The 26402-nt window shown below is 72.5% G+C and carries 20 protein-coding genes; all 20 read right to left on the reverse strand.

Annotated elements, in window-relative coordinates; translation table 11 throughout:
• Positions 1–131 precede the first annotated feature (131 nt).
• Positions 132–2144 carry a hypothetical protein gene (locus tag VGC13_RS01305; RefSeq protein WP_331123381.1) on the reverse strand — a complete coding sequence of 671 codons (2013 nt, stop codon included), beginning with the start codon at positions 2142–2144 and terminating at the stop codon, positions 132–134.
• Positions 2145–4098: 1954 nt separating this feature from the next.
• Positions 4099–5274 carry an Ig-like domain-containing protein gene (locus VGC13_RS01310; protein WP_331123382.1) on the reverse strand — a complete coding sequence of 392 codons (1176 nt, stop codon included), beginning with the start codon at positions 5272–5274 and terminating at the stop codon, positions 4099–4101.
• Between the two features lie 458 nt (positions 5275–5732).
• Positions 5733–7583: a M2 family metallopeptidase gene (locus VGC13_RS01315; protein WP_331123383.1), complete on the reverse strand. Its 1851-nt coding sequence runs from the start codon at positions 7581–7583 to the stop codon at positions 5733–5735.
• Between the two features lie 193 nt (positions 7584–7776).
• Positions 7777–8160 (reverse strand): DoxX family protein, encoded by a 384-nt coding sequence (locus VGC13_RS01320; protein ID WP_331123384.1) that lies wholly within the window; start codon positions 8158–8160, stop codon positions 7777–7779.
• A gap of 545 nt (positions 8161–8705) precedes the next feature.
• Positions 8706–9875, reverse strand: a complete 1170-nt coding sequence (locus VGC13_RS01325) for a glycosyltransferase family 4 protein (RefSeq protein WP_331123385.1) — start codon at positions 9873–9875, stop codon at positions 8706–8708.
• Positions 9872–11023: a hypothetical protein gene (locus VGC13_RS01330; protein ID WP_331123386.1), complete on the reverse strand. Its 1152-nt coding sequence runs from the start codon at positions 11021–11023 to the stop codon at positions 9872–9874. The genes VGC13_RS01325 and VGC13_RS01330 overlap by 4 nt, the downstream gene beginning before the upstream one ends.
• Positions 11020–12207: a glycosyltransferase family 4 protein gene (locus VGC13_RS01335; protein ID WP_331123387.1), complete on the reverse strand. Its 1188-nt coding sequence runs from the start codon at positions 12205–12207 to the stop codon at positions 11020–11022. Before VGC13_RS01335 ends, VGC13_RS01330 begins: the two co-directional genes overlap by 4 nt.
• Positions 12208–12215: 8 nt before the next feature.
• Positions 12216–12854 (reverse strand): hypothetical protein, encoded by a 639-nt coding sequence (locus VGC13_RS01340; protein WP_331123388.1) that lies wholly within the window; start codon positions 12852–12854, stop codon positions 12216–12218.
• A complete protein-coding gene (locus VGC13_RS01345; RefSeq protein WP_331123389.1) occupies positions 12851–13696 on the reverse strand; it encodes an FkbM family methyltransferase in 846 nt (281 codons plus the stop codon). Before VGC13_RS01345 ends, VGC13_RS01340 begins: the two co-directional genes overlap by 4 nt.
• Positions 13697–13719: 23 nt before the next feature.
• Positions 13720–14220, reverse strand: coding sequence for a hypothetical protein (locus VGC13_RS01350; protein WP_331123390.1), 501 nt, complete (start codon positions 14218–14220; stop codon positions 13720–13722).
• A gap of 349 nt (positions 14221–14569) precedes the next feature.
• On the reverse strand, positions 14570–15748 hold the full coding sequence (locus VGC13_RS01355) for a glycosyltransferase family 4 protein (RefSeq protein WP_331123391.1): 1179 nt from the start codon (positions 15746–15748) through the stop codon (positions 14570–14572).
• A gap of 577 nt (positions 15749–16325) precedes the next feature.
• Positions 16326–17276, reverse strand: coding sequence for a class I SAM-dependent methyltransferase (locus VGC13_RS01360; RefSeq protein WP_331123392.1), 951 nt, complete (start codon positions 17274–17276; stop codon positions 16326–16328).
• Positions 17273–18820, reverse strand: a complete 1548-nt coding sequence (locus VGC13_RS01365) for a hypothetical protein (RefSeq protein ID WP_331123393.1) — start codon at positions 18818–18820, stop codon at positions 17273–17275. The genes VGC13_RS01360 and VGC13_RS01365 overlap by 4 nt, the downstream gene beginning before the upstream one ends.
• Positions 18817–19710, reverse strand: a complete 894-nt coding sequence (locus VGC13_RS01370) for a glycosyltransferase family 2 protein (RefSeq protein WP_331123394.1) — start codon at positions 19708–19710, stop codon at positions 18817–18819. The genes VGC13_RS01365 and VGC13_RS01370 overlap by 4 nt, the downstream gene beginning before the upstream one ends.
• 445 nt (positions 19711–20155) lie before the next feature.
• The gene (locus tag VGC13_RS01375; RefSeq protein WP_331123395.1) at positions 20156–21112 is read right to left on the reverse strand and encodes a class I SAM-dependent methyltransferase; all 957 of its coding nucleotides are present in this window, start codon (positions 21110–21112) and stop codon (positions 20156–20158) included.
• Positions 21109–22254, reverse strand: a complete 1146-nt coding sequence (locus VGC13_RS01380; protein WP_331123396.1) for a glycosyltransferase family 4 protein — start codon at positions 22252–22254, stop codon at positions 21109–21111. Before VGC13_RS01380 ends, VGC13_RS01375 begins: the two co-directional genes overlap by 4 nt.
• Positions 22251–23642: a hypothetical protein gene (locus VGC13_RS01385; protein WP_331123397.1), complete on the reverse strand. Its 1392-nt coding sequence runs from the start codon at positions 23640–23642 to the stop codon at positions 22251–22253. Before VGC13_RS01385 ends, VGC13_RS01380 begins: the two co-directional genes overlap by 4 nt.
• Positions 23639–24559 (reverse strand): FkbM family methyltransferase, encoded by a 921-nt coding sequence (locus VGC13_RS01390; RefSeq protein WP_331123398.1) that lies wholly within the window; start codon positions 24557–24559, stop codon positions 23639–23641. Before VGC13_RS01390 ends, VGC13_RS01385 begins: the two co-directional genes overlap by 4 nt.
• Positions 24552–25223, reverse strand: a complete 672-nt coding sequence (locus tag VGC13_RS01395) for a class I SAM-dependent methyltransferase (protein ID WP_331123399.1) — start codon at positions 25221–25223, stop codon at positions 24552–24554. Before VGC13_RS01395 ends, VGC13_RS01390 begins: the two co-directional genes overlap by 8 nt.
• Complete coding sequence (locus VGC13_RS01400; protein WP_331123400.1) at positions 25220–26344, reverse strand: glycosyltransferase family 4 protein; 1125 nt, start codon at positions 26342–26344, stop codon at positions 25220–25222. The genes VGC13_RS01395 and VGC13_RS01400 overlap by 4 nt, the downstream gene beginning before the upstream one ends.
• Positions 26345–26402 lie beyond the last annotated feature (58 nt).

A 26402-nucleotide genomic window follows, 5' to 3' on the forward strand; every position in this document is an offset into this window, starting at 1 on the left:
GAGCGGGGCCGGGGCGACCATCGCCCCGGCCCCGCTGCTTCATACCACAAGGACGTTGACGTTCCCGAGGGCGCGCGACGCAGATCTTCAATCCGCAGAACCACTCGGGCGGGACATCGGCTTCGTCGCCATCAGACGCCGACGAGCTCACCCGTCGGCGTTGCCGGCTCGACGAACTCCCCGGCCGGCGTATCGGGGGCGGGGACGTACCGGTAGGTATCCAGCGCGTCTTCCACGGCGCGGAACAACTCCGCGGCCTTGCTGGGGTCGATGCGGCGCCCACACCCAGGTACCGCCGGCGGCTCGGCGTGGCGGTTGAACCGCGGCCGGCGCGCCTGCTCCAGGACGGCGTGGATGCAGGTGAGCACGGAATACGGAATGCCCCAGTCCATTCTCCGCATGGGATTCTGGTTCTCGGGCCGCAGCGCGTTGCGCAGCCGTTCCACCGCGCGGTCGATCATGATTCGCCAGTACTCTCGCCCGTCAGGCTGCGGGTCGGCAAAGAACTCGCGAACCGTCTCGATGGCGGCGCGCATCGAGTCCGTCGGCCAGCCCACCGCCTTGGTGGCGATTCCGGCCTGCTCCGGATGCTGTTGGGCGATGCGGATCTGCTCGATCAGCTCGCGCAGCGGCTCGCTGTACGCGTGCTCAGCCACCGCGGGCGAGGCGAGCACCCACTCAAGCACCCGCGGAACGTCCGTCTGGCGGCGCAGGTGCAGAAGGGTGTGGATGGCGAACGTGGCCGCCGACAGCTCGCGCATGTCCTGCCACCGCGCGGTAAGGCCCGTCTCGCTCACGTCGTCGCGCGCGGGCGGCGCACCCCGGTCGCCGGCCAGGGGAGGCTCCAGCACCAGGGGCCTGACGCCCTCGAACTTGAACGTGGCGGCACTCTGGTGATCCCCGCGGTTATCCGCCGAGAACTCCTGCTGCCAGTCCGCCGAGATCGTGAGCAGGAGAGCCTCGCTCCCCTTGGGCAGGTCGATGGGGTGCCACCCGTTTACGGCGTCGCGCCAGAGGCCCACCGTCCGGCTGAGCTTGTGCGGGCCCTTTGCGTTGATGTCGCGCGACTGGGTCACCATTCCCAGCGACGACAGCGTAAGCACGGCGGTACCGGGATCATCCGCCAGCACGCTGGCATACCGGGCTGACCAGCGCCCCGTGATCTGCGGACCGTCGGCCAGCAGGGAAACCAGAAAGGTGGGGCCCACGCCGCGGATCACCTCCGAAACGGGCTCCAGCTGCGCCAAGTCCTCGCAGATGAGCGGGCACAGCGCCAGCCACCCGTTGGGCACCAGAAACGTGAGGCGTCGCTGGGAGACGGCGATGTGCTCATACCAGTTGCGGGCCGTAGCGAACCGGCCCTCTAGCCCGTACTGGCGGATCTGGTTGCGGTCTAGCCGCCAGCGGTGGTGCTTGCGCTGCACCAGCTCGTACCAGCGCCCCGCGTAGTACGAGGCCAGCCGCACCTCGTTGACGTCCTTGTCGCCTTCGTGCCGGTGAACCCCCGCCAGTACCATGGGCACGCGGTGGATGACACCCGTGTCGGCGGCCTTCTTGAGCGTGCCGATGAGGAGGTTGTACTCGTCCATGCTCAGCGCGGACTCGGGAAGGGTCAGCAGGTGCACCGGGCAGTGCTCTCCCTCCACTTTTGTCAGCGTAGCGAGGATCCGTTCGACCGGAAGCGGAGTGGTCGTGGCGTCCGCCGGGCGGTAGTTGAAGTACCGCACGCTCTGGAAGTTGTCGGGGAGCGGCTTGAAGTCGTTCAGGTGGATCTCGCATGGCCAGGGCACCGCCAGCAGATTCAGCGTGTTCTCTTCGATGTTGGGCCACGGCATGGCGCGCCAGATCACCTCCACCTCGGAGATATGGAAGGTCACGTGGTGCGAGAGCGACCGAAGCGTGAGCCCGGCCTGGGGTGTACGCAGCTTGGGAAGCACGATGCCCACGTGCTTGGGGAGCCGGGAGAGTGATCCCTTGGCCGTCAGCAACAGGTTCGCCGCGCAGTGCGCCAGCGCCTTTTCGGGAGGAATGTGGAGAAGGAGGCCAAAGCCGCTGCACGCCTCGTCCGCAATGGCGTGCAGCTTGATCAGCGTCTCCGCCGTTTCCACGGCCGCCGGGGTATCCAGCGTCCGCAACTGCTCCATGGTGATCGTCCCGGCGGCGCGGTCCAGCTGGTCCAGCAGAGAGTGCAGCAGCGCGCGGGATCCCTCGGCGTGCCTGTGTGCTTCCGGTCTGCTCTCTGTCGGTGCCGGCTCGCGGGGCGGCGAACGGTGGGCGCTCAGCCGGCGACTTACCTCCTCGATCCAGTATTCGGCCGCCCTTTCCGCGTCGGTCTGCCAAGTGTGACGGATGCTCCAGGGCGAGTCGATGACGCTGCGGTACGCGCCCGTCCGGCTGAGTGCCGATGCGGTGAGCGCAAAAAGATCTGGAGGCCAGGCCGCCCAGTCTTGATGAAGGCTCCAGCCCGGCATCAGCCCGTTCGCGAATTCACCGAGCGTCTGGCCCCCCTTCGGGCGTTTGTCACGGGTTTGCTCTTCGCGGACGGGGGGATCGATGCGTTTCGTCATCATGATGGTCCTCCTCGGAAATGAAGGTGGAACGGGTACGGCGGGGAAATGGCCCGGGGCGCGGGCCAGAAGGTGAAGGAGAAGCGGGGACGCGAAAAGGCACCAAAGGGCGCCGCGTACGGCCAACGCTGGGGCCAACGCAGGCAGACGTTACCGCGTGAAAATCGCTGCAGATATCCTGCCAGCAGGGAGTCACCGGGCCGGGCGGTGCGCGGGGCACGGTTGCTGCCCAGCGAAGCGGCTCCACGAGATATGATCTACACTGACCAGGGAGCCGCGGATGGCCATGCAGGTGCGCACCTCCGGATGCATGTACAGCATCATCGCGTCCGTCGTCCTTACCATCCTGCTGAACGTGCTGCTGCGCGCCTGCTCGGGCGGAACCGCCGGCTGGTGAGCGCGGCGGGCGCCGGTGACTTCCTGAGTCACCGGCTGGCCCTCTGCCATTCCTGAATCCAGCGGCGCTCGACACACCCTGCGGGATGAAAACAGGATTGTCATTCCGAGGCCCGGCCACGCTGCACTCGGACGATCACACCGCGGGTTGCAGGGCCGAGGAATCTACTGTCGGCTCGCGCGAGGCTGGACGCGGCAGCCCGCGCCCATCGCGGCGGCCGCGAAACAGCCAGACAGGGCCAGTGCGGAGGGGCGCGGCAAGCCACGAAGAAGCGGAAAGCGGATTCCTCGGAATGACAGTTCGAGGGAGGCTAAGGGTTTTCTATTCTGGGGTGCTGAAGGACCGGCTTCCACGTGTGGAGGCCGGTCCTGTCGTTGTGGCGGCAGATCCTTCAGGAGTCGCGCGTGGCGACGCGGCTTGGCGGCACATCCCTTAGCGGAGCCGCGAGTCTCTGGCTCGTCGAAAGGTTACGAGAACGCCGACAGTAGATTCCTCAGTCGGCGCCACAATGCCGAGTGAGAGACGGGTTCGCGCGGCGCCTCCTTCGGAATGACAGAACGAGGTGGATGCGGGGATTCGTCCGCACCCGTCGCGTGGCGTGACAGCTCCCGCCCGAATCAAGAGGCGGGGCGGCGGATGAAGGTTTTCTATTCCGGGGTGTTGAAGGACCGGCTTCCGCGTGTTGGAGGCCGGTCCTTTCGTTGTGCGGCGAGATCCTTCAGTCGGCGCGCCAGCTTTCGTAGTGCAGCACGGTCCAACTCGGCGCCTCCTTCAGGAAGCCACGCGTGGCGACGCGGCTTGGCGGCACATCCAGCGGCGGAGCCGCGAGTCTCCGGCTCGCCGAAAAGCTACGAGAACGCCGACAGTAGATTCCTCAGTCGGCGCCACAATGTCGAGTGAGAGACGGGTTCGCGCGGCGCCTCCTTCGGAATGACAGAACGCGGTGGATGCGGGATTCATCCGCACCCGCCGCGTGGCGTGACAGCTCCCGCCCGAATCATATGGAATCCGGGAAAACAACACCTGACAGGTACAGAGGAACAGAGTCAGACAGAGGAACAAGATGACCGTTCAGCTCGCTTTCTCTGTCTGACTCTGTTCCTCTGTACGATCATTCTTTTTCAGGATCTGGTATCAGGGGGCGGGTCGGCGGATGAAGGTGGGGTTCATGCCGCCACCCGGGGCGGTGATGAGCGGGCGGAGGCCGGTGCCGTCGGGCTTCATCGCGAACAGCTGGGCGACGTCGCTGGGGGCGGCGTCTTCTTCGAAGACGATGGTGCGGCCGTCGGGCGACCAGGCGGGCGCGCGCTGGTACCTGGCGCGCGGAAACTCCGTCACGGCGCCGCCCGTGGCGGACACGACGGCGAGGTCCGAATCACCCGAGCGCAGGCGGCGGAAGACGATGGTGGAGCCGTCCGGAGACCACGCCGGGTCCGCGTCGGACGCCTCGCCGGTGGTGAGGCGGCGCGGATCGCCGCCGTCGCTGGCGCGCATGGTCCAGATGTCCAGGTTGCCGTTCCAGCTGCTGCCGTAGGCGATGCGCGACCCGTCCGGCGACCACGCGGGGCGCACGTCGTTCACCGTCGCGGGCGAGGGATCGATGGTGAGCCGGCGCTTCTCGGTGCCGTCGGCCTTCATCACCCACACGTCGCCCTGCTGCTCGCTGGCCAGGCTGCGCCACGCGATGCGCGTTCCGTCCGGCGACCACGCTGGCTGGTCGTCCAGCTCGGTGGAACTCGTCAGCCGCTGCAGGCCGGTGCCGTCGCGGTTCACCACCCACACGTCGCTGGCGCCCTCTTCCGACCACGCGACGAAGGCGATGCGGCTTCCGTCCGGCGAAGGCGCGGCATCCATGGCGTACGTCCCCGGCGAGAGCAGACGCCGCGGCGTACCGGCCGCATCCAGCAGGAACAGCTCGGAGGAGGTGCCTGCGTCGTGGTTGAACAGCAGGTCGAAGGCGGAGACGGTGATGGTCACGCTTCCCTGCCTACCCTCGGCCAGCGCGGACAACATCGCCGTCCCGGGACCGTGCGCCGTCACCAGCCCCTGCGCGTCCACCGTGGCGACCGCGTGCGCGCTGCTGGTCCACGCGACGGCGCGCTGCAGCGGCTGGCCGTCCACGTCGCGCGCCACGGCGGCCAGGCGCAGCGTGTCGCCCGCCCACATCGACGGCGCGGCGGGCGAGACGTCCACCCGCACCACGGGACGCGCGCCCGTCGCATCGCCGCCGCACGCCGCGACGATCGACATCAACCCCGTCAGAAATATCCAGCGCACACCCAGCGTGCGCGCAACGCTGTTCCTGTTCATCCGACTCGTCCCATCCACCGTTCGTTGTTTTCGCTGGAGACCACGAAAATTACGCGGAGTCTCCGAATCTCGCGTAGGTCAAAATCCCCATAGGCGTTGCGTAGCGATCTCCGCAGCCTTGTCGCGCGGCGCCGACGGAAGAATGTGTATGCTGGATGGCGGGATCCTGCCGTCGGACAGGGTTCCCGGGCGATGCCCGGGAGAGGGTTCCGCGCGAGGGGAGGGAGATTCTTCAGTCGCGCCAACAGGCTCCGTGGCTTCCCGGAAGCGCGGAGTGGGCGCTTCCTCAGAATGACAGGTTTTTCCTCTGGCAACGTAAAGAAGGGGGAACCGGCAAGAGCAAACTCTGTTGACTCTGCTGACTCTGTGTGAGGCCCATCCGTTCCGGGCCAGACGACACGACAAAGGCCGGCTCCAAAGCACGGAGCCGGCCTTTCGTCATCCACCGAACCTGAGCGTCACCAGCCGACTGGCTGGCCCTGGTTCTGGCGGTCCAGCCAGGCCTTGAGGGGGGCGAAGTACTCCAGCAGGGCGCCGGCGTCCATCCGCCGCTCGCCCGTCATCTCGTACAGCGTCTGCTCCCAGGGCTGGCTCATCCCCGCCTCGAGCATGCGCTCCAGCTTGGCTCCCGCGGCCTCGCTGCCGTAGAACGAGCAGCGGTGCAGCGGGCCGGTGTACCCCGCCTCGCGGCAGAGCGAGCGGTAGAACTGGAACTGCAGCACCCGCGCAAGGAAGTAGCGCATGTACGGCGTGTTGCCGGGGATGTGGTACTTGGCGCCCGGGTCGAAGTCCGCCTCGCTGCGCGCCACGGGCGACGACACACCCTGGTAGCGGTTGCGCAGCTCCCACCAGGCGCTGTTGTAGTTGGCGGGGGTGATCTGCCCGCTGAACACGCCCCAGCGCCACTTGTCCACCAGCAGCCCCCAAGGCAGGAACGCCACCTTGTCCAGCGCCTGCCGCAGCAGCAGCGCAGTGTCCGCGGCCGTCGTCGGCGCGCGGTCCAGCAGCCCTGTCTGCACCAGGTACTCGGGGGTCATGCTGAGCGCCACCGCGTCGCCGATGGCCTCGTGAAAGCCGTCGTGCGCGCCGTTGCGGAAAAGGACCGGCTGGTTCTTGTACGCGCGCTGGTAGAAGCTGTGGCCCAGCTCGTGGTGAATGGTGACGAAGTCCTCGGCCGTCTGCTCGATGCACATCTTTACGCGCAGGTCGTCCTGGTCGTCGATGTCCCAGGCGCTGGCGTGGCAGACGACGTCGCGGTCCCGCGGCTTGACCAGCATCGACCGCTCCCAGAAGGTCTGCGGCAGCGGGTCGAAGCCCAGCGAGGTGAAGAAGCGCTCGCCCGCCCGCGTCATGGCGGTGGCGTCCAGGTTCTTGGCGCGGATCAGCTCCGTCAGGTCGTACCCGGCGCCCGGCGCGTTTTGCGGGGCGACGATGGGAAAGATGTTGCCCCACTCCTGCGCCCACACGTTGCCCAGCAGGTGCGCGGGGATCATTCCGTTGGGCGGCACCACGTCGGGCCCGTACTGGGCCACCAGGCGGCCGCGGACGTAGGCGTGCAGCGATTCGTACAGCGGCTGCACCTGCGCCCACAGCCGCTCGGTCTCGGCGGCCAGGCTGTCGGGGTGCATCTCGTACTGCGAGCGCCACATGGCCCCGGTGTTGGGGTGCCCCAGCTCACGCGCGCCCTTGTTGCTGAGTTCCACGAAGCGCGCGTAGCGGTCGCGCATGGGCGCGCCCACGCGGTGCCACCCTTCCCACACCTCCCGCATCTCGGCGGGGTTGCGGCTGTTGGCCATGATGCGGCTCACCCCGCCGATGTCCAGGCACTCGCCGCCGGCGCGGCAGTACTGGCCGCGGCCGTAGTCGGCCTCCATGCTCACCTGCGTGCGGGTGAGCTCGGAAGCCTCTTCGGGGTTGCCCGGCGGGGGCGCGGTCAGGGCCAGCTTGAGGATGTTGAACTTCCGGCGCAGCTGCGCCGGCAACTGCACGTCGTCGAAGCGGCGGGCGGCCAGGGCGCGGCGCTGCACGGCCACGGCCAGGTTCTTTCCCGCCTCGGCCGAGAGCGCCTCGGTGTCGGTGGTGATGTACGTCGAGGCCACCCACGAGGCCTGGTTGGAGCGCAGCTGCAGCAGCCCCAGCTCGCGCTCGGCTTCGTCGATGAAGGCGGCGGCTTCCTGCGCGGTGGGCGCGCCGGCCGCCTGCTCCGCGGAGGCCGGCAGGTCCGCCGCCTGCTGCGGAGTCATGGGGGCACACGCCGCCGCGCCGAGCGCCGCCAGCGCGCCCAGGAGAACGAACGAATTGCGTTGCATACGCTTGCGAGAATCCGGGTTTCCGTCGGGATTTGGAAAAGCCGGATACAATCGCCCCCGGGCGCGGGTTCCACAAGTGCGGACGATGCCGCAAAGACGATTCCTCACACAGAGTCAGCAGAGTCAACAGAGTTCGTCCCGCGCGGGGGCCAAGACTCTGCTGATTCTGCTGACTCTGTGTGATGCCAGTCTTTCAGGATCTGTCGTCCCGACGATCCCGGGACGCGCGCCAGGCCCACCAGATAAGGACGAACTGCAGGGGCAGGCGCAGCCAGAGCAGCGCCTGGTGCCACAGCGGCTTTTCCGTGGCGCGGGCGGCGAGCACCATCTGCAGGTTGGCGGGCCACACGGCGATCAGCAGCAGGACCAGGCCGATGCCGGCCGCGCGGCGGGTGCGGGGGATCAGCAGCCCCACGCCGCCCGCGATCTCCAGCACGCCGCTCAGGTAGACCAGTTCAAGGTGCCACGGCAGCCACGGCGGCATGATGCCCACGTAGCTCGCGGGGATGATGAAGTGCATCACCCCCGCGAACACGAAGATCGCCGCCAGCAGTCCGCGCGAGACTGGGCCGCTCACGCGCACCGCGCCAGGCGGCGGATCCCGCGCGACATCAGCTGAGCAGCGCCGCGACCCCGGCCGCCACGCCGACGAAAAGGCCGAGGACCATGGCACGCAGCATCCAGCGGCGAAGGGTTTCGGCGGGGATGCCGTTGGAAAGGTTCGTGGTCATCGGGATCGTCTCGGAGGGGTGAAAGGGTTCGGGGCCGATGTACGGGCGCGGGGCGGCCGCGGTTTCGTGCGGGTCCTGCGCTGCGACTGGTTTCTGCGCGAGCCGCCGGCGCCCCCTCCGCTCGCTTAGGCTCGCACCTCCCCCAAAACTGCTGGGGGAGGTTGGTGTTGGGCGAGCCTCGGCGCGTACCCGTCCGAAGCGGGATCGAATTCTCCCCTTTCTCCCGCGCAGCGGGGGAGAGGGGCCGGGGGAGCGGGGGCCTGTCGGGCGCCAGTTGAATGCCTGTCGTCGAGCCTCCAATCCCGGCGGCAGCCCCAACCTCCCCCAGCAGTTTTGGGGGAGGTGGCGAGCCTAGGCGAGCCGGAGGGGGCGCCCGCCGACGCAGCCCGGCCTACGTCGAAGCGGGATCGAATTCTCCCCTTTCTCCCGCGCAGCCGCCCGCCTCGCGATACACCGCCAGCGTCCGCTCCGCCGTAGCGCGCCAGGTGAGGGGCTGCACCGTATCCGCGGCGCGGTCGCCCATGGCACGGCGCGAATCCGCATCGTCCATCAGGCGGCGGAGGGCGGCGGCGAGGGCGGCGGGGTCGCGCGGAGGGACGATGACGCCGTTGTCGCCGTCGCGGATCAGCATCGGCGCGCAGCCGACGGGGGTGGCGACCACGGGGAGGCGCTGGCTCATCGCCTCCACGATCACCATCCCGAACCCCTCGTACGTGGAGCACGCCACCAGCACGTCGTGCTCGCGATAGTGCCGCATCACCTCGTCCTCCGGCGCACGGGGGACCACGCGGACGAAGGGGCGCGCGGCGGCGTCGAAGGACGCGAGGACGGCATCCTCCGGAAGGCCGGGGCCCAAAATGGTCAGCCGCGGCGCATCTCTCGAGGCGGCGAGCTGGCCCATGGCGCGGGCCAGGTACGGCGCGCCCTTCACCGCATCCCACGATCCGCAGAACAGCACGCCCCCGCCCCGCGGCACGTCCGGCGGCGGCGCGTCGGCGAGAAAGCGGGCAGAGACGCCGTGGGGGACCACGTGCACGCGGCCGGCGGGCTTCCATCCCGCATCGACCGCGAACGCCTGGTCGCCGGGGTTCAGGACGATGAGCGCGTCCGACACGCGCGCGGCGGCGGCGACCTGCGGCAGGCGCACGCCGGGGTACCAGATGCGGCGCGTCCACGGCTTGCGCAGCAGTCCGTCCGCCGCGTCGTCCAGCGTGCGCCGGTAGTTCAGGTGCTCCAGGCCGTGCGACCGCGAGACGATCACGGGCCGGTCCGCGAAGCTCGCGCGGCGGCGGGCGCCGAACACCATCCCCTCGGCGCTGGCCACGTCCACCACGTCGTACGGGCCGCGCTCGCGAAAGGCGCGGCGGATGGCGCGGTCCGCCATCCAGGGCGAGATGGTCTGCCGCGCGCGCCAGTTCGCCGGCCGCTCGCCGATCTCCGGCCCCAGCAGCACGTCGCAGCCGTGCCCCAGCGCGGCAAACTCCTCGCGCAGCTTGTAGTACACCTTGGCCGAGCCCAGCCGCGGGTCCGCCGGGTAGTCGCCCACCAGCAGGATCCTCATCCCCCGCCCTCGTCCGCCAGCAGCCGCGCCATCGTGTGCTCCATGGCGAAATTCGCGAGGTAGAACTCCCGCGTCTGAGCAGAGATGCGCTCGCGGCCGCCCGTCGCGAGCAACTCCGCCGCGGCGTCCGCGAGCCGCACGGGCCGGTCCGCGGATTCCATGCGGAGCGGCGACGCATCCCACACGGAATCGGTAAAGCGGCCGCGCGTGGTCGCCGTGGGGACGCCGTTCGCCAGGCAGGCCATCAGGGTGGTCCGCCGCGTGTCGGCGCCGTCGGGATAGGGCTGGATGGCGACGTCGGAGGCCTGGAGGTGCCACGAAAGCGCTTCGGCACCCAGGTATCCGGGAGTCCAGAACACGTCCGCGAACCGCGCGTCCCGGGCGCGCAGCAGGTCGGCGAACGCGGCGCCTCCACTTCCCAGCAGCAGGACGCGCGCATCCGGACGGCGATCGATGAGGGCGGTGAGCGCCGTGACCAGCATCGGCGCGATCATGTCGCCATACGTGCCAAAGTGGACGAACACCGGGTGCTTCCCGCCACCCGTGAGCACGTCCCGCGTGACCTGCACGTTCTCGGGGTGATCGGCGAAGGGGATGGTGGAGGGGATGGGCAGCACCGTGAACGCCAGCCCCGCCGGCGCAAGCGGGCGCAGCAGCGGCTCCCACGCGGCGATGGACAGGTAGGCGCGGGTGGATGCCTGCAGCAGCAGCGACGCCATCCACCGGTTCACCCCCGCCAGCAGGTTGCGCTGGGGACGCTGCCAGCCGAAGGGAAAGAACGGCTCGTGGAACATCACCCGCACGTCGTCCCCCGCACGGCGGCGGGCCAGGAGCCAGCGGCAGAAGGGGACGTTCAGCCCGCGCAGACCCCACGCCTGCGGCGCGTACTGCACCAGCAGCCGCCGAGGCGCGGGAAAACGGTCCAGCGCCGCGCCCGCCTCCCGCAGCGCGGCGCCGGAAACGCCGCCCATCCGGTGCACCGCCACACCTTCGCCGCCCGACGCCGGCTCCACGCGCGCGGGCGTCCAGACGTGCACCGGGCGCCCCGCGTCCGCCAGCGCGCGGGCGAGCAGCTGCGTGTAGTCCGCGATGCCGCCGCCCTCCGGCGGATACTCTCCCGTCAGCAGGTGCCAGGCGGGCGCGCTCATCCCGCCATCGCCGGCGCGGCGGCGGAGACCAGCACGCGCTCCAGCGCCTGCACGTGCCGCACGAGCGACATCCGCTCCGCCGCCTCGCGCGCGCCCGTACGCATCCGCGCCAGCAACTCCGGGTTGCGCGCGGCGTGCACCAGCGCGTCGGCCATCGCCCGCGCGGAGGGCGGCGCGCCGGGGACAAGCCAGCCGTTGACCGCGGGCGTAAGCCAGTCGCGGATGCCGCCCACGTCGAAGGCGATGGACGGCACGCCGAATACGCCGGCCTCCAGCCCCACCAGCCCGAACGGCTCGGGCCAGACGCTGGGCACCGCGAGGACGGACGCGGCGTGGAAGAGCGCGGCGCGGCCGTCGTCATCCACCCACCCCACGAACTCCGCGGCCACGCCCAGGCGCGACGCCAGCCGCTCCCACTCCGCGCGCTGCGGGCCGTCGCCGGCCAGGGTCAGCGGGATGGGGCGGCCCAGGCGCGCGGACGCGTCGGCCACGGCGCGGATCAGCACGTCGCCGCCCTTGATCGCCGTCATCCTCCCCAGGAAAAGGACGCGGAACTCGGGCGGAGGATCGGTGGGCTGGCCGGAGAGGGTGGGAAAGAGGGGGATGGCGTGCACGCGGCCGGGCGCGGCGCCGTTGCGCAGGTACTCGGCGCGCATGTGGCGGCTGGCGGTGACGAGCGATGCGTATCCGCCGAACATGCCGTTCTGCTCGTGGGCCCAGCGGTAGCCCTCCGCCACGTAGCCCGGGCGCATCCGCCCGCAGCGGCGGGTGGCGTAGATGGGGATGCAGCCGGGCCCCAGCGGCTTGCCGCACGCCTGGGGCCGGGGAAACAGGTGCGCCTTCTGCCCGCTGACGCAGGTGCCGAAGTAGCCGTGCATGAACTTCACGGTCGGCACGGCGGCGCACAGGCGGCGGTCCACCTCCAGCGGGCGCATGTTGTGGACGAAGGCCAGGTCCGGCCCCCACGCCAGCGCCGCGAACAGCGCCGCGTCCATCCCCATCTCCGCCATCCCCCAGTGCGGCGCCCCCGCCGGCGCGGGCGAGGGCGCGCCGGGGCGCAGGCGGTCCAGGTGCAGCAGGGCGACCTGGTGCCCCCGCTTCGCCAGCGCCGGCATGACGGCGCCCAGGTAGTTCTGCACCCCGCCCGCGTCGCCGATGCCGTCGTTGGCGAAAAGGATGCGCACCGGCCGCGTCAGTCGGGGCAGAACGAATCCGCCACCCGGCGCACCTCCTCCGGCGAGATGCGCAGCCGCGCGATCATGGCCTCGTTGTACTGCCGCGCCCGGGTCAGGGCGAGGTCGCGGTAGCGGCGGTGGGCGGCGTTCACCGTCATCCCCGAGGTGCCGGGGATGACGTGCACGCCGTGCTTGTTCATGATGCAGCGGTTGGCCACCGGCGGCGCGGTGATGGCGGACATCGAGTCCTCCACCGCCCAGAAGCGCCGGTCGCCCGCCGTGAACGACTCCCCGGCCAGGGTGGCGGCGTCGCGGCTCATCCGCACCCGCTCGGAGTAGATGTCGCCGTGCGCGGCGCCCATCAGCGCCAGCATCACCGTCAGCACGCCGATGGGGATGGGGGCGGTGCGGCGCCCCCAGCGCGGCAGCCGCTTCCACGCCCACGCCAGCGCCAGCCCCGGCGCGGCGGCCAGCAGCAGCAGCCCCAGGGTGCGCACCCCCGCGCCGACGCCGGAAAGGGGCCGCCCGTACGGTCCGCGCACGATGACCACGGCGGCGATGACCACGGTCAGCATGATGATGCCGATGAGCCAGCCGTCGCGCCCCTTCGGGAACCCGGCCTGCGCGGTGGCGTTGCGCCCGGAGTGCGGGCTCATCGGGCGCGCTCCAGGCGCAGGCACTCGCCCTCCAGCGCCCACGGGTCCGCCACGTCGCGCAGCGGAACGGCGCGCAGCCCCTGCAGGCCGATCTCGGCCCGCACGTCGTCCGCGGACAGGCCGCGCTCGCGCCAGACGGTGGGGTGCATCTCCACGAACAGCGCCAGCCCGTCGCCGCCGCGGGCGATGGTCCGGCGGGCGCCGCGGAGCGCCTCGAGCTCCCACCCCTCCACGTCGATCTTGATGAGCGTGGGCACGATCCCTTCTCGCGCGCAGAATCCGTCGATCGTCATCGTTTCCACCATCTCCGTCGCCCCTTCGTCCGGTTGTGCCAGCCGGCTGGTGCCCTGCTGGTCCGCGCCCGCCAGCGCCGCCCTTCCCTCCACGTCACTCACCGCCGCCCGCACCGGCCGCACCACGTCCCCCAGCCCGTTCAGCTCCACGTGCCGCCGCAGCCCGTCGTACGCGCCCGGCGACGGCTCGAAGGCGTACACCCGGCCGCCGGGCCCCATCCAGGCGCCGAACAGCAGCGCGTACGCGCCCACGTTGGCGCCCACGTCCAGGGCCGTGCCGCCGGGCGCGGAGGCGGCGCGAAAGGCGGCGTACTCCACCGGGTTCCAGCCGATGAAACGGTACTCTGGCAACACCCGCACCGTCTCGCCGCCGGGGAGAGTCGATGCGATGCCGCGCCCCCCGCCCAGCACGGCGTGATAGAGGGCGCGCAGCCCGCGCCGCGCCCTCCCCTGTGGCACCAGCCGCGCCACCGCCGCGCCCACCGCCTCCAGCGGCGAGCGGCGCCGGTACGCCTGCCCCTCGGCGGTCTGGACGGGCTCGTCAGCCATCGGCACCGGCCGGGTCCCGGAAGTCATTCAATCGTAAAGTCCTGCGTACGCGGTCCGTCGGTCCGGCGGCCGGTGGAGTCGTTGAGCATCATCCGCACGAAGTAGGTGCCCGGCGAGGGCACGGGAACCCACACGTATCCGCGCCTGCGCCACCGTGGCGCGTCGGGCGTCACGGGGATGGTGCCGCTGACGAACGGCAGGCCGTTGCGGGCGTCGTGCAGGCTGTACGCCAGCGGAACGCTGCGGCCCTCGTGCCCGGTCATCCGCAGCTCCACCTCCACCGCCACGCCCTGGCCGGTGCCGAACGAGCCGTCGTTGCCCGGCGCGTCGATGCGCACGCTGTCGGGGAGCGCCATGTACTCGGTGCGCGTGGCCGGACGCCAGCCCATCACGGCGGAACCCTGGGCGGTCGCGCCTGACTCGCGGCCCTCGCCGCCGCCCCGGGAGCACGCAGCGGCGGGACCGATGAAGAGGGCCAGCAGGAACGCGCCGGACGCAGTGCGGACGGTGGAGGACAGGGACATCGAGCCGGCTCCGGCCAATGGGTCAGGGATGATTCGGTGCTCCGCCACTTCCGGGCGATACCGCCAAGCATTTCAACGTCACGCGTGAGCTGACTTCCCGAGGGAGCGCACCACGTGCAGCCCAAATCCACACCGCAGATTGCGCGCGACCGAAGGACCTTCTCTCCGCCCGCGAGGGGCCAGCCCTTTCGCCGAGATCCAGCCCCACCGTTCTACCAGCGAGGTCCTTCGGTCGGCGCCAAAGCACCTCGTACACGCAGGGTCCGGAGCGGCGCCTCCCTCAGGAAGTCAATCGTCGGGAGAGGTTTGACCACACCCGCTCAATCGCGGGGCGAAAAACCTGGCCCGCTCAGGCACGCGGCGGGCCGCGCTCCGCTGCCTGGCGGAGGAGAGCGCCCAGCCGCGCGGCGTAGCGGTCGAATGATGCAATCTGCTCGATGCGCGCCCGCGCCGCACGCCCCATGCGCGTCCGCAGGGCGGCGTCGCCGGCCAGGCGGCGCAGGGCGTCGAGCAGCGCGGCGGGGTCGTCCGGCGCAACCAGCAGGCCGGTGGCGCCGTGCTGCACGATCTCGGGGATGGCGTTGATGCGCGTTCCGATGGCAGGGACACCGGCCGCGGCGGCCTCCTGGAACACCATCCCGAACGCCTCGCCGCGCGTGGGGAGCACGAACACGTCCGCGCGGCGCCACAGCTCGAACCACGCGGGCGTGTACGCGCGAATGCCGCGGTGCACCGACAGCCCGCCCGCGTCCAGCGGCTTTACGCCGGGCCAGTCCGTCACCACGTCCAGCCGCGCGCGCTCCGCAAATTCGCCCGCGCGCCAGGCGTCCAGCAGCGCCGGCCCGCCCTTGCGCTCCCAGTCGCCGCCGATGAACAGCACGCGCACCGGCTCGTCCGCCCCGCGCGCCGCGCGCTCGTCCATCCACCCCGCGTCGAAGCCCTCCAGCGGCACGGGATACGGCATCACGTGCACGCGGTCCGCCAGCGCGGGCTGGTCGCGCAGCAGGTCGTCCGCGGCCCAGCGCGAGGTGGCGGTGACGGCGGCGGCAGCGCGAAAGACGCGGCGGTCCATGGCGGCGTTGGGCGCGTAATCCAGCCGCGCGAGCCCCGCCGGCACCTCGGCGCTCGCCAGCCGCTGCGTGGTGTCGATGGAGACGACGGACGGCACGCGGCGCATTCGCCCCAGGCTGCCGTACGCGGTGGCCTGCGTGTGGAAGTGGATGACGTCGAACGCCTCGCCCGCCCCCTCGAGCGCGTGGATGCGCCGCGCCGCCTGCACCCCGGCGTGCAGCTCGTGCCGAAAGCGCGGCAGCGCCAGCGACGCCGCGGCAAACGACCCCGGCGCCGGCCCCGCGCACATCACCCGGCGCAGGACGCGCTCGGCGGACGTGAGCTCCGCGCTCAGGTCCACGTGCGTGGCGTCGATGGCCGCATCTTGATCCGCCACCCGCTGGAACAGCCGCGCCACGGAGGCGTGGCCCAGGATGCCGGAGTTGACGAAGAGGGCGCGCAGGGGGCGGTGCGTCATGACCCGACGACTCCGCGCGGCACCCCCTCCGGGCTCGCACCCCTCGCCCACCTCCCCCAAAACTGCTGGGGGAGGTTGGGGTAACCGACGGGTTGGGGGGCGACGAATGGCACCGGACTGCGTCCGCGGGGTGCCCCTCCCCCGGCCCCTCCCCGTTCGTTCCTCACGGAGAGGGGAGTGTGGTTCGGAAGGATCCCGGCGCTTCGAAGGGCATCGTACTGGCGCCCGACAGGTTCCCCTCTCCCCCGGCCCCTCTCCCCCGCGGAGCGGGAGAAAGGGGAGAATTCGATCCCGCTGCGAAGGGCATCGAACTGCGTCCGCCGTGGGGCCCCTCCCCCGACCCCTCCCCGTTCGTTCCTCACGGAGAGGGGAGAATTCGATCGCGCTCCCGCACGGGACACTGCTTCGTCCGTCTGCACCCAACCCGCAACGTGGCAGGCACGTGCCCCTGCCCCGGAGCCGCCAGTCCGCGAAGGCGGCCTTCGTGTGGTTGTTGCAGCGAATTCATTCGCCCTTGCGGCCGCGGTGCGATGCCGGTCCAGCCATCCCGGATGATTCTGATGGACCATCATCGCCATCATCCCCCCTCTCGCCGGGCGGTGACGAGCAGGCGGATGCCGGTCATTCGATGACGCACGCGCGCGGCGAGCAGGCGCGCGAGCCAGGCGGCGGTGGCCACCCGGCGGCGGACGGGGCGCGCGTACCATCCACCGAACTTCCCGTCCACGCCCACCAGGTGCGCCGCGGCGCCGACGGGGTGGAACGGCTCGTACTCGGAAATCTCCATGCGCCAGCCGTGGCGACCCAGGAAGATGCGGAGCGCGTCGGGGTTCCAGCGGAGCACGTGCTGCGGCGGATAGTCCCAGAAGTCGCCGCGGCCGATGCGGTCGGCGTGGTGCACGCGGCGGGTGTAGCGCAGGTCCGCCGGGCAGCCCACCAGCAGCCGCGCCCCCGGCGCCACGATGCCGCCCAGCGCCTGGAAGACGGCGTCGGGCGCCTCCAGGTGCTCGATCACCTGGAACATCGCCACGGCGCCGAAGGGCTCCGCGCCGGCCACCTGCGCCACCTGCCGCACGTCGGCCACGTGCGCGTCCAGCCCGCGCGCGCGCGCCGCCCCGACCGCCGCGACCGAGAAGTCGATCCCCGTGGCGCGGTGGCCCAGCGCGGCGGCGCGCTCCAGGAACTTGCCGTCCGCGCAGCCGATCTCCAGCAGCCGCAGCGGCCGGTCGACGGACAGCAGCTCCAGCGCGCGCAGGTGGTCCCATGCCAGGCCGTACGCCTCGGGCGGGTAGTTGGCGGCGCTCCACGAGCGGGGCGGATCGGCCGCCTCGACCCCGCAGCGCGCGCAGCGCAGAAAGGCGACGGCATCCACGCCCAGGTCCGCGCGGACGCGCGCCAGCACGTCGGCGGCGTCGTACCCCGCCCACGCGTCCTGCCGCGCCCACGCCGCGGCGATGCGCTCCACGGGCATGGTCTCCACCGCTTCCAGCGCCAGCGAGGCGCAGGCGGGACAGGAAGGGGCGCTCACGGCAGCGGCACCCCGGCGCCGCCCTGCTCCGGCACCAGCCGCAGCCGCGCCAGCACCGGCCGCAGGCGTTCGGGAAGGGGAAGGCCCTCGTACAGCGGCCGCATCCACCACAGGTACAGCACGCCCAGCACCGGCGCCGCCGCCAGCGGCGGCCAGACGGACGCGCGCCATCCCACGATCCCCACGGCAAGCCCCAGAACGAGAAGAAGGAGGGCGCGCGCGGACCACGGCCCCAGCGCGCCGCGCCACAGCTGCGCCTGCGTAAGCCCCGTCACCCGCCGCAGGTAGAACACGCCGGCGGGATACGCCACCAGCGCCGTGCCGATGACCCCCGCCGCCGCGATCCCCGGCAGCCCGAAAGCGCGCCCCAGCAGCAGCGCGGCGCCCACGTGCACCACGCCCTGCGCCACCGTGGCAAAGCCGATCTGCACCCGCGCGCCCAGCGTAGCCGCCGTGCTGAAGAGCGCGTGGCCCAGCGACAGCGCCACCGCCCCCGCGGCCACCAGCGCGTTGGCCGTCAGCCCCGCGAACCTGTCGGGCCCCACCCACAGCGAGACGAAGCTGGGGTTGAAGGCCAGCACCGCGCACGCCACCGCCCCGGCGCCGATCAGCGTAAGCCGCAGGATGGCGACGGCGATCTCCCGCGCCCGCTCCTCCTTTCCCTCCCCGCGCAGCTGCGCCAGCCCCACCAGCCCCGCGTCGGGCGTCTGCCAGCTCATCTGCGTCAGCACGTCCGCAAGGCGCGCGGTCAGGGCGTACGCCACGGCCGCCTCGGGCCCGGCGATGGCCAGGATGATCAGGTTGGTGGTGGCCGAGGTCATCCGCCACCCCAGCCCGGCCACCCACGCGCCCAGCCCCTGCGCCGTCACGCTGCGCAGCAGCCGCGCGGAGGGCCAGCGCCACCCGCGCACCAGGTCCGGCGCCGTCCGCCGCACGCGCGCCACGCAGGCCGCCGCCACGATGAGCGTGGGGATGGTGGCCGCGGCGGCCAGCGCGTACAGCCCCTGCCCCGCCGCCAGCAGCCCCAGGATCAGGGCCACGTTCATCACCGCCTGCGCCACCCCCAGCCGCCCGGCGAAGCCGGTGTCCTGCAGGCCCAGGATCACCGCGTGAAACACGCGCACCGGGTACGCCAGCGCCAGCCCCGCCACCATCAGCATCAGCGGCCCGATCACCTGGCGGTGCTGCGCCAGGGAGACGCCGGTGAGCTCCGGCGCCACCGCCAGCAGCCCCAGCGCCAGCACGGCGAACGCCACCGCCGCCAGCGACGCCGCCACCATCCCGGCGGCCACCAGCATCCGCATCCCCTCACGGTCGCCGCGCCCGTCCGCCTCGGCGACGAGCCAGGGGAGCACGCCCAGCACCCCCAAGTCCGCCATCGCCGAATACGCCACCAGCTCGCCGAACCCCAGCCACACGCCGTACGCCGCGCTCCCCACGTTCTTCAGGATGAAGGGGACCACCAGGATGCCGGAGGCCAGCGCCAGCCCGAACTGCAGGTAGCCGAAGCCCGCGGCGACCCCCGCGCGGCGGGTGCGGCTCACGCGCCGTCCCGGCGTCCGGCCGCGAAGCGCGCCACCTGCCGCGCCGCCGCCAGCCACCCCGCGGCGGACGTCTTCCGCAGCCACGACTTCCGCGTGCGTCCGTCCTCCGCGCGGATGGTGTCCGTCCACCGCTGGTAGAACAGCCCGCCGTTGCGCAGGCCGATCTCCATCCGCCGCGCGGACGGCGTGCGCGCGTAGGTGGTGCTGAGCTGGTGCAGGTAGGCGCCGTCGCGCTCGTAGCCGTGGGTGGCCACCTTCCACCCCGCCTGCCGGATGCGGTAGGCCAGGTCCGACTCGTCCCACTCCGTGGGCCGGAACGCCTCGTCCAGCGGCCCCACGCGGTCGATGCACGACCTGCGCACCACCCACGGGCGCATCACGCCGTCCACCTCGTACAGCCGCACCCAGTTGAGCGGCGCGGGGCCCACGGTGCTCTCCATCCGCCGCCAGTCCACCGTGTCTTCCCAGGTGCGGACGGGCTCTTCGACGGGGTGGTAGTACAGGCCGCGGCTCAGGCTGAGCAGGCCGATGTCGGCATAGGCGCGAAAGGTGGCCAGCAGCTCGGGGACGAACCAGCGGGCCCGCAGGAACATGTCGTCGTGCCAGCTGAGCACCAGCGCGCCGCGCGCTTCGCGAAAGCCGCGGTTGGTGCACACCAGCTCGTGCGCGTCGTCCTCGTGCACGGCGCGCAGGGGCGGGCCGTCCCACCCGCGGGCGGTGAGGTCGGCGAGGTACTCCGCCGTGCCGTCGGTGCAGCCGTCCTCGACGACGATCAGCTCCACCGGCTGGTCCGCGGCGAACCTGCGCCACGAGTCCAGCGCCTGCCGCAGCACCGGCAGGTTGTCGTGCGTGGCGATGATGACGGACAGCTCGATCCCGGCTGCGCTCAAGGAACCCCTCCCCAGGTGTGGATCTTCAACGGATGCCTCGGCGCGAGGGGCGGGCGCCCCCTCCGGGCTCGCACCACTCGCCCACCTCCCCCAAAACTGCTGGGGGAGGTTGATGTGGGGCCGGGACAGTCGCTCGACGAATGGCCCCGCGAACTGCGTCGTCCGGGCCCCTCTCCCGGTCTCCCCCCACGAACTCCATGAGCGGGAGGAAAATTCAGTCCTGGCCCCGAAAGCCTGTCGTGCGCATCACCCCTCTCCGCGAGGAACGAGCGGGGAGGGGCCGGGGGAGGGGCACCCCTGCGGACGCCAGTTCCATCCTTTTCGCCGAGCCGCCTTCCCAGCCCCACCCCCAACCTCCCCCAGCAGTTTTGGGGGAGGTGGGCGAGTCTTGCGAGCCCGGTGGGGGCGCCGGCGGGCGCAGCACGGCTCCGTGCCGCCGAGCCGGTTATCCCGCCGGCCGCCGCGCGTACGCCTGGAGGTTCATCGCCAGCGGCGAGCGCGCGCCGCCGGGGAGCGCGCGGGCGGCGGCGGCGGTGCCCCGGAGGAAGGCGATGCGCGCGGCGCGGCGCGGGCCGGCGCCGCCGTCCGGGATCTCGGGCGCGGCGGCGTGCACGGCGACGTCCGCGAAGCCGGCACGCTCCAGCGCGGTCCGCAGGGCGCGCGCGGTGAAGTGCGACACGTGCACCAGGTTGTCCGCCACGGTGGGCCGGTAGCCGCGGAACAGGCGGCCGCGGATGCGCTCCTTGAGCAGCTGGGCAGGGCCGTGCGGCACCTTGACCGCGATCCATCCGCCCGGCTCCAGCACGCCCAGCACCCCGCGCAGCGCGCCCACGGGCTCGGGGATGTGCTCCAGCACGTCGATCAGCGTCACCGCGCCGTAGCGGCGCCCCTCGGCCTGCAGGTCGCGCAGGTCGGCGCGGTGCACGGGAAGGCCGGTGGCGCGGGCGGCGTAGGCGGAGGTGCGCGGGTTCAGCTCCACGCCCTCCGCCTCCCACCCCGCCTGCGCGGCCAGGTGGATGAGCTTGCCCACGTGCGCGCCCAGGTCCAGCAGCGTCCGCCGCTCCGCCGGCACGCGGGCGGCCAGGCCGCGCAGCACCTGGCGAAAGATGAGGTCCTTGGTGGGCGAGCGGAACTCCGACTCCATCCACCCGGCGGACCAGCGCTGGTCGTACATCCGCCCGAAGTAGTCCGGCAGCGCCGGCAGCCCCGCCGGCTGCGCGAACCCGCACGCGGGGCAGCGCACGAGGTCGATGGATGCGCCGGTGTAGCGAGACAGCTCCGGGTCCTGCTCCGCGTAGGCGCTGAACTCGAAGATGGCGCGCGTCACCGGCGCCAGCCCGCCCGCGCCGCAGATCCAGCACGCGCCCGTGGGCACGAAGCCGGCGTGCGCTCCCTCCGTCACGCCCCCTCCTCGCGGAGGATGATCGCCCTCATCTCGGCCGCCATGTCGTCCCAGGTACGCGCCCGCAGCGCGTCCGAAAGCGCCAGCGCGGCCGTGCGATGCGCCTCCATCGATCCCCTCCACGTGCGCAGCCGCTCCGCCAGATCCACCGCATCGTCCGGATCGGGGATCAGCAGGTTCCGCAAGGGGCCGCGGATGCGCTCCGCCACGCCGGCGCGCTCGCTGACGAGAGCCGGAAGCCCGCAGCAGACCGCCTCCTGCACGGCGAGCCCGTACGCCTCGTAGCGGGTGGGGGCGGCGAGCGCGTCGGACGCCCACAGCACCTGCCGCACGTCCGATCGAAAGCCCAGGAAGGCGATGCGATCCCCCAGCCCCGCCTCCGCCGCGCGGCGGCGCCACGCCTCCAGCTCCCCGCCCGCGCCCGCCACCACCAGCCGCGCGTCCCACGCCGGTTCCGCGCAGAGCCGCGCCCACGCCGCGAACAGCGTGTCGAACCCCTTGCGCCGGTCCCCCAGCGCGCCGACGAAGCAGACGGCGGGGCGCGCGTCGTTCCACCCCAGCGCCCGCCGCGCCTCCACCCGCTCCGCCGCGGACGGGGGGCGAAAGCGCTCCGCGTCCGCGCCGTAGTAGACAAAGTGGGCAGACTTCGGATCCGCGCCCAGCAGATCGGTCGCGTGGCGGTTGGTCACGCCGGAGTTGGAGATGACGACGCGCGCCCGCCGCGCCACCGCCCGCTCGTCGCGCAGCGCCTTGCGGCGCGCGGCGATGGCCATCATCCGCCGCACCGGCTGCCCCCGGACCTCCGGCGCGTAGGCGGCGTGGACGTAGTGCAGCCAGGCCACGTTTCCCGCGCGGCAGTTGCCCCCGTTGGCCACCACCACCGGGTCGCGCCCCGCCAGCATCCTCGCGACGCCCCGGCCCCAGCGGTCCAGCAGGGGAAATCCCAGCGTGTGCGACCCCAGCGGGCGCGGAACGGCGTGCACGTGGACGCCCGGCAGCGCCGCCAGGTCGTCCGCCACGCGGTGCGCCACCAAGTGCGTCTCGGTCCCCCGCCGGGCCAGCCAGGAGGCCAGCGCGTGGTTGGCCGCGTCCATCCCCCCGGTGCGCACGAAGTCGCCGGCCACGATCACCCAGGGCCTCACGGGGGCGCGGGACGCGGGGCCGCCGCCAGCCGTGCGTGCCGGGCCGCGGCGAAGAGGGTGGCGTTCAGCAGCCAGAACTCCATCCCCGACTGGGAGAGGAAGATGGGATACGAAAAGGTGAGCGCCGTGGCACCCACGCTGTACGCCAGCACGATGGCGGCCCAGAACGGCAGGTCGTGCGCCTGGGGCGACGGCGGCCGCGCCCGGGCGATGCGCCACGCGGCCAGCAGGGTGACGCCCAGCGCCAGCAGGTACGTCAGCAGCAGCGGCGCGCCGCCGTCCACGATCCACCCCGCCCACTGGATCTCCACCCACACGTTCTTGGTGGGCGCGCCCCCGCCAAAGTAGGTGGCCGTCATCCCCCAGTGCCCCAGCCCCTCGCCGAACGGGGCGTTGGGAAGGGTCTTGAAGAGGGCGTCTTCCAGGAAGCGGCCGCGGTTGTCGTAGTACACCTGCCCGGGGCGGTTGCGGATCAGCGTTCCCATCCGCCGCGACACGTCGGCGCCCGCCATGTCGCGCGCGGCGAAGTAGCCGGCCAGCACCATCACCGCCAGCCCCGTCACCAGCGTGGAAAGCCGCCGCACGTCGCGCCGCCACACCAGGATGCCCGCTACGGCGATCAGGCTGATCCCCGTCATCACCACCAGCGCGCGCACCTGCGACAGGTACAGGCAGGCCACGCCCAGCCCGATGCTGGCCAGCGACGCCGTCATGGCGAACGGCGTGCGCCGCGTGAGAAAGAAGCCCACCCCCAGCAGCACCGCGTACAGCCCGCTGATGGCCGCGCCCCCGGGCACGTCCGTCAGCCCCATGGGGCGAAAGACGCGCTGGCCGGTGGCGGTGGTGATCTTGAGCGACTCGATGTAGCCCTTGCCCTTGCTCTCGACGATGGCCGAGACGGGCGGCTGAAAGGTGCCGGGACGGTACACCTGCATCACTCCCAGCCCGGCGCTGAGCGTGTGGAAGCCCCACAGGATGAGCACCGCGCGCCGCAGCATCCGCAGGTCGATGCTGGAAAGCCGCGGCACCCAGAACAGCGGGCCCAGCACGGCCGCGTACAGCCCCACCTGCGCCGCGCCCGCCGTGACCCCGCGCGTCTCGGGGTGAAAGACGCAGATGCCCAGCACCGCCAGCGCCAGCACCGCCGGCCCCGCCGCCGGGTGGGCGGAGCCGCGCCCGCGCAGCGCCAGCAGCAGCGCCAGGCTGGCCCCGAACGCCGCCATGCGCACCACCACCCGCGCCCCGCCAATGCTGCCGCTGATGAGCGCCAGCTGGCAGACGAGCTGAAAGACGATGAACGCGGGCACCCACGGAAACCCGCGGCGCGGGCGGGCCGGCGGGCGGCCGTACGGCGCCGCGTAGGGAAGCGGATGCGCGGCGGTGTTCACGCCGGCTCCATCCCGGGAAGCGTCCACAGCACGTGCGGCCAGGCGCCCTGCAGCACGTCCGCGCCCAGCGGGCGCAGTGCGGGGGCGGCGTGCGCGCCGTAGTACGCGCGCCGCGCCGCCTCCGCGCTCTCCTCCACCAGCCAGCCCCGGTATCCCGCCGTGCGCATCTGCTCCGCCATCTCGCCGAACTGCGCCTGTGCGTCGGCCCACTCCCACGGGTGCAGCTCCACCATGACGCGGCGGTAGCGTCCGGCCCGCAGGCCGTCGCCCATCCCCCGCAGCACCCGCGGCTCCGCGCCCTCCACGTCCACCTTCACCAGGTCCACGGCCTGCACCCCGGCCTCGTCCAGCACCGCGTCCAGCCGGGCGCAGCGCACGGGGAACGCCGGGGCGCCCTCCGCCGAGCCGTGCGCGATGGTCGACACGCCCCAGTTGCCCCCCTCGAAGCCGGCCAGCATGGCCGTGCCCGGCGCGTCCGCCGCCGCCACCTCCATCACCTGGACGTGGGGGAGCGCGTTCATCGCCACGTTGCCGCGAAGCACCGCCGCGATCTCCGGGTGCGGCTCCAGCGCCACCACCCGCCCCGCCGGGCCCACCCGCGCCGCGGCGAGCAGCGTAAAGAAGCCGATGTTGGCGCCCACGTCCACGAACGTACCCCCCGCGGGAAGCACGGCGCGGACCAGCGCGGCCTCCAGCGGCGCGTAGCCGCCGGTCAGGCACATCTCCCGCGCGATCATGTCGCGCAGGTCGCAGCGGTACGCCAGGTGTCCCGCCTGGGGCCCCAGCCGGTCGGCGAAGGGGGGCGGCGCCGTGGCGGCCAGCAGGTTGAAGGCGCGAAAGCGGCCCGCCGGCAGGCGGCGGATGGCCGCGCGCGCGGCGCGGAACCACGCGGGCGCGGGGCGCAGGGCGTCATCCATGCGGCTTGCGTCCCATCAGCAGCAGGTTGTCGGAAAGGGCGCGCGGAAAGGCGCGGGAGAGCGCCGCCGGCCAGTGCGACCCGGTGGAGGGCACCCGCCCGCGCCCACTGTACTCCACCGCCACCTCCACCAGCCCGCACTCCGCCGCCATCCGCCGCAGGTCCACCTCCAGCAGCGCGGTCAGGTGCGCGGGATACGACGAGTCGGTGAACGCCGCGTGCTCGCCGCGCAGCACGAAGCGCGTCTTGCTGAGCAGGCTGTGCTGGTTGGGCGTGGTGACGACGATCCACCCCCCCGGCCGGGCCAGCCGCGTCAGCATCCGCACGAAGGCGCGCGGGTTCTCCAGGTGCTCGATGGTCTCCACCCCCGCCGCCACGTCCGCCACCCCGTCCGGCAGCGGCGCGTCGCCGCGGTCCAGGTCCAGCGCGATGAACTCGCCCTCCGCGGGAAAGCCGTCGTAGCGAACCACGTCCACGCCCACGTAGCGACCGAAGTGGGCGCGCACGAACGGCCACAGCAGGCCCGATCCGCACCCCACGTCCACCAGGGTGCCGCCGCCGGGATGGCGCGCGCGCACGGCCCGCTCCACCATGCGGTAGATGGGGTCGCCGCTGCTGCCCAGGCTGCGGCGGGCGCGCTCTTCCGTCGATGCGGGATCGGTCATCCGGGGGTGGACCGGGTCACGGTGGCCAGCACGTCGCGCAGCCGCGCGGCCTGCTGATGGGGGTCGCACAGGGCGCGGGCGTGCGCCGGGCCCGCCGCGCCCAGCCGCTCGCGCAGCAGCGGGCGCGCGATCAGCCGCCGCAGCGCGTCCGCCAGCGCGACCGGCGCCTCGGGCGATACCAGGATTCCGCACGCCGGGTCCACGATCTCCCGCGCCCCGCCAATGGCCGTCGCCACGACGGGGAGGCCGGCGTGCATCCCCTCCACGAACGCGATGCCGAAGGGCTCCGGGCCCAGGTTGGGCTGGCAGAGCACGTCGGCGGCCGCCATCAGCGCCGGCACGTCGTCGCGCTGGCCCAGGAAGCGGATGCGATGCGCCACGCCCCGCTGCTGTGCCAGCGCGTACATCTCGGCCAGGTGCGCCTCCTCGTGCGCCCGCTGCGCCCCCCCCGCAATCCAGCAGGTCCATCCGCCCACGTCGCGGATCCCGGCGAGCCCTTCGATCAGCAGGCGGTGCCCCTTCCAGGGCTCCATGCGGCTGGCCTGCAGGATCACCACGTCCTCCGCCGGCGTTTCCAGCTTCGTCCGCAGCACGGTCCGGTCCACCGCGCCCGGCTCCGTCCGCGGAACGGGGGGATACACCACCTCCGCCGGCACCTCCGCCCACAGCCGGCGCAGCGTTCCCTGCGCGAACCGGCTGGTGCAGATGGCCAGGTCCGGCCGCGCCCGCTTTGCCGCGCGGTCCGCCCACGTCCGTCCCGTCACCGCGTCGTGCAGCCAGAAGACCAGCGGGATCCCGGCCTTGCGCGCCACGTCTCCGAACAATCCGTGCGCCCAAGACGAATGGCAGATCACCACGTCCGGCGGCGCTTCGGCCAGCACCTCCGCCAGCCGGCGCCGCGCCCGCGCCACCGTCCACGGCCTGCTGACGCGCACCGGCCCCAGCAGGTCCAGCGGCGCGCGCGAGGCGCGAACCTCCTCGGCCAGCCGCCCTTCGAAGCACAGCGCGAACCGCTGCTTGAGCCCCGGCGCCTGGCCCTGGAGCGCGGCGAAGGTGGCCAGCATCCGCTCCACCCCGCCGTACAGGTTGCCGGGGTACACGTGCAGCGCGCGAAGGGTCATCCGGAGACCTGGTCGCGGACGAGCGTGTGACGGGTGATGCGGTCCGTGAGAAGGAGGA

Source organism: Longimicrobium sp. (genome assembly GCF_036399255.1).
Lineage (GTDB): Bacteria > Gemmatimonadota > Gemmatimonadetes > Longimicrobiales > Longimicrobiaceae > Longimicrobium.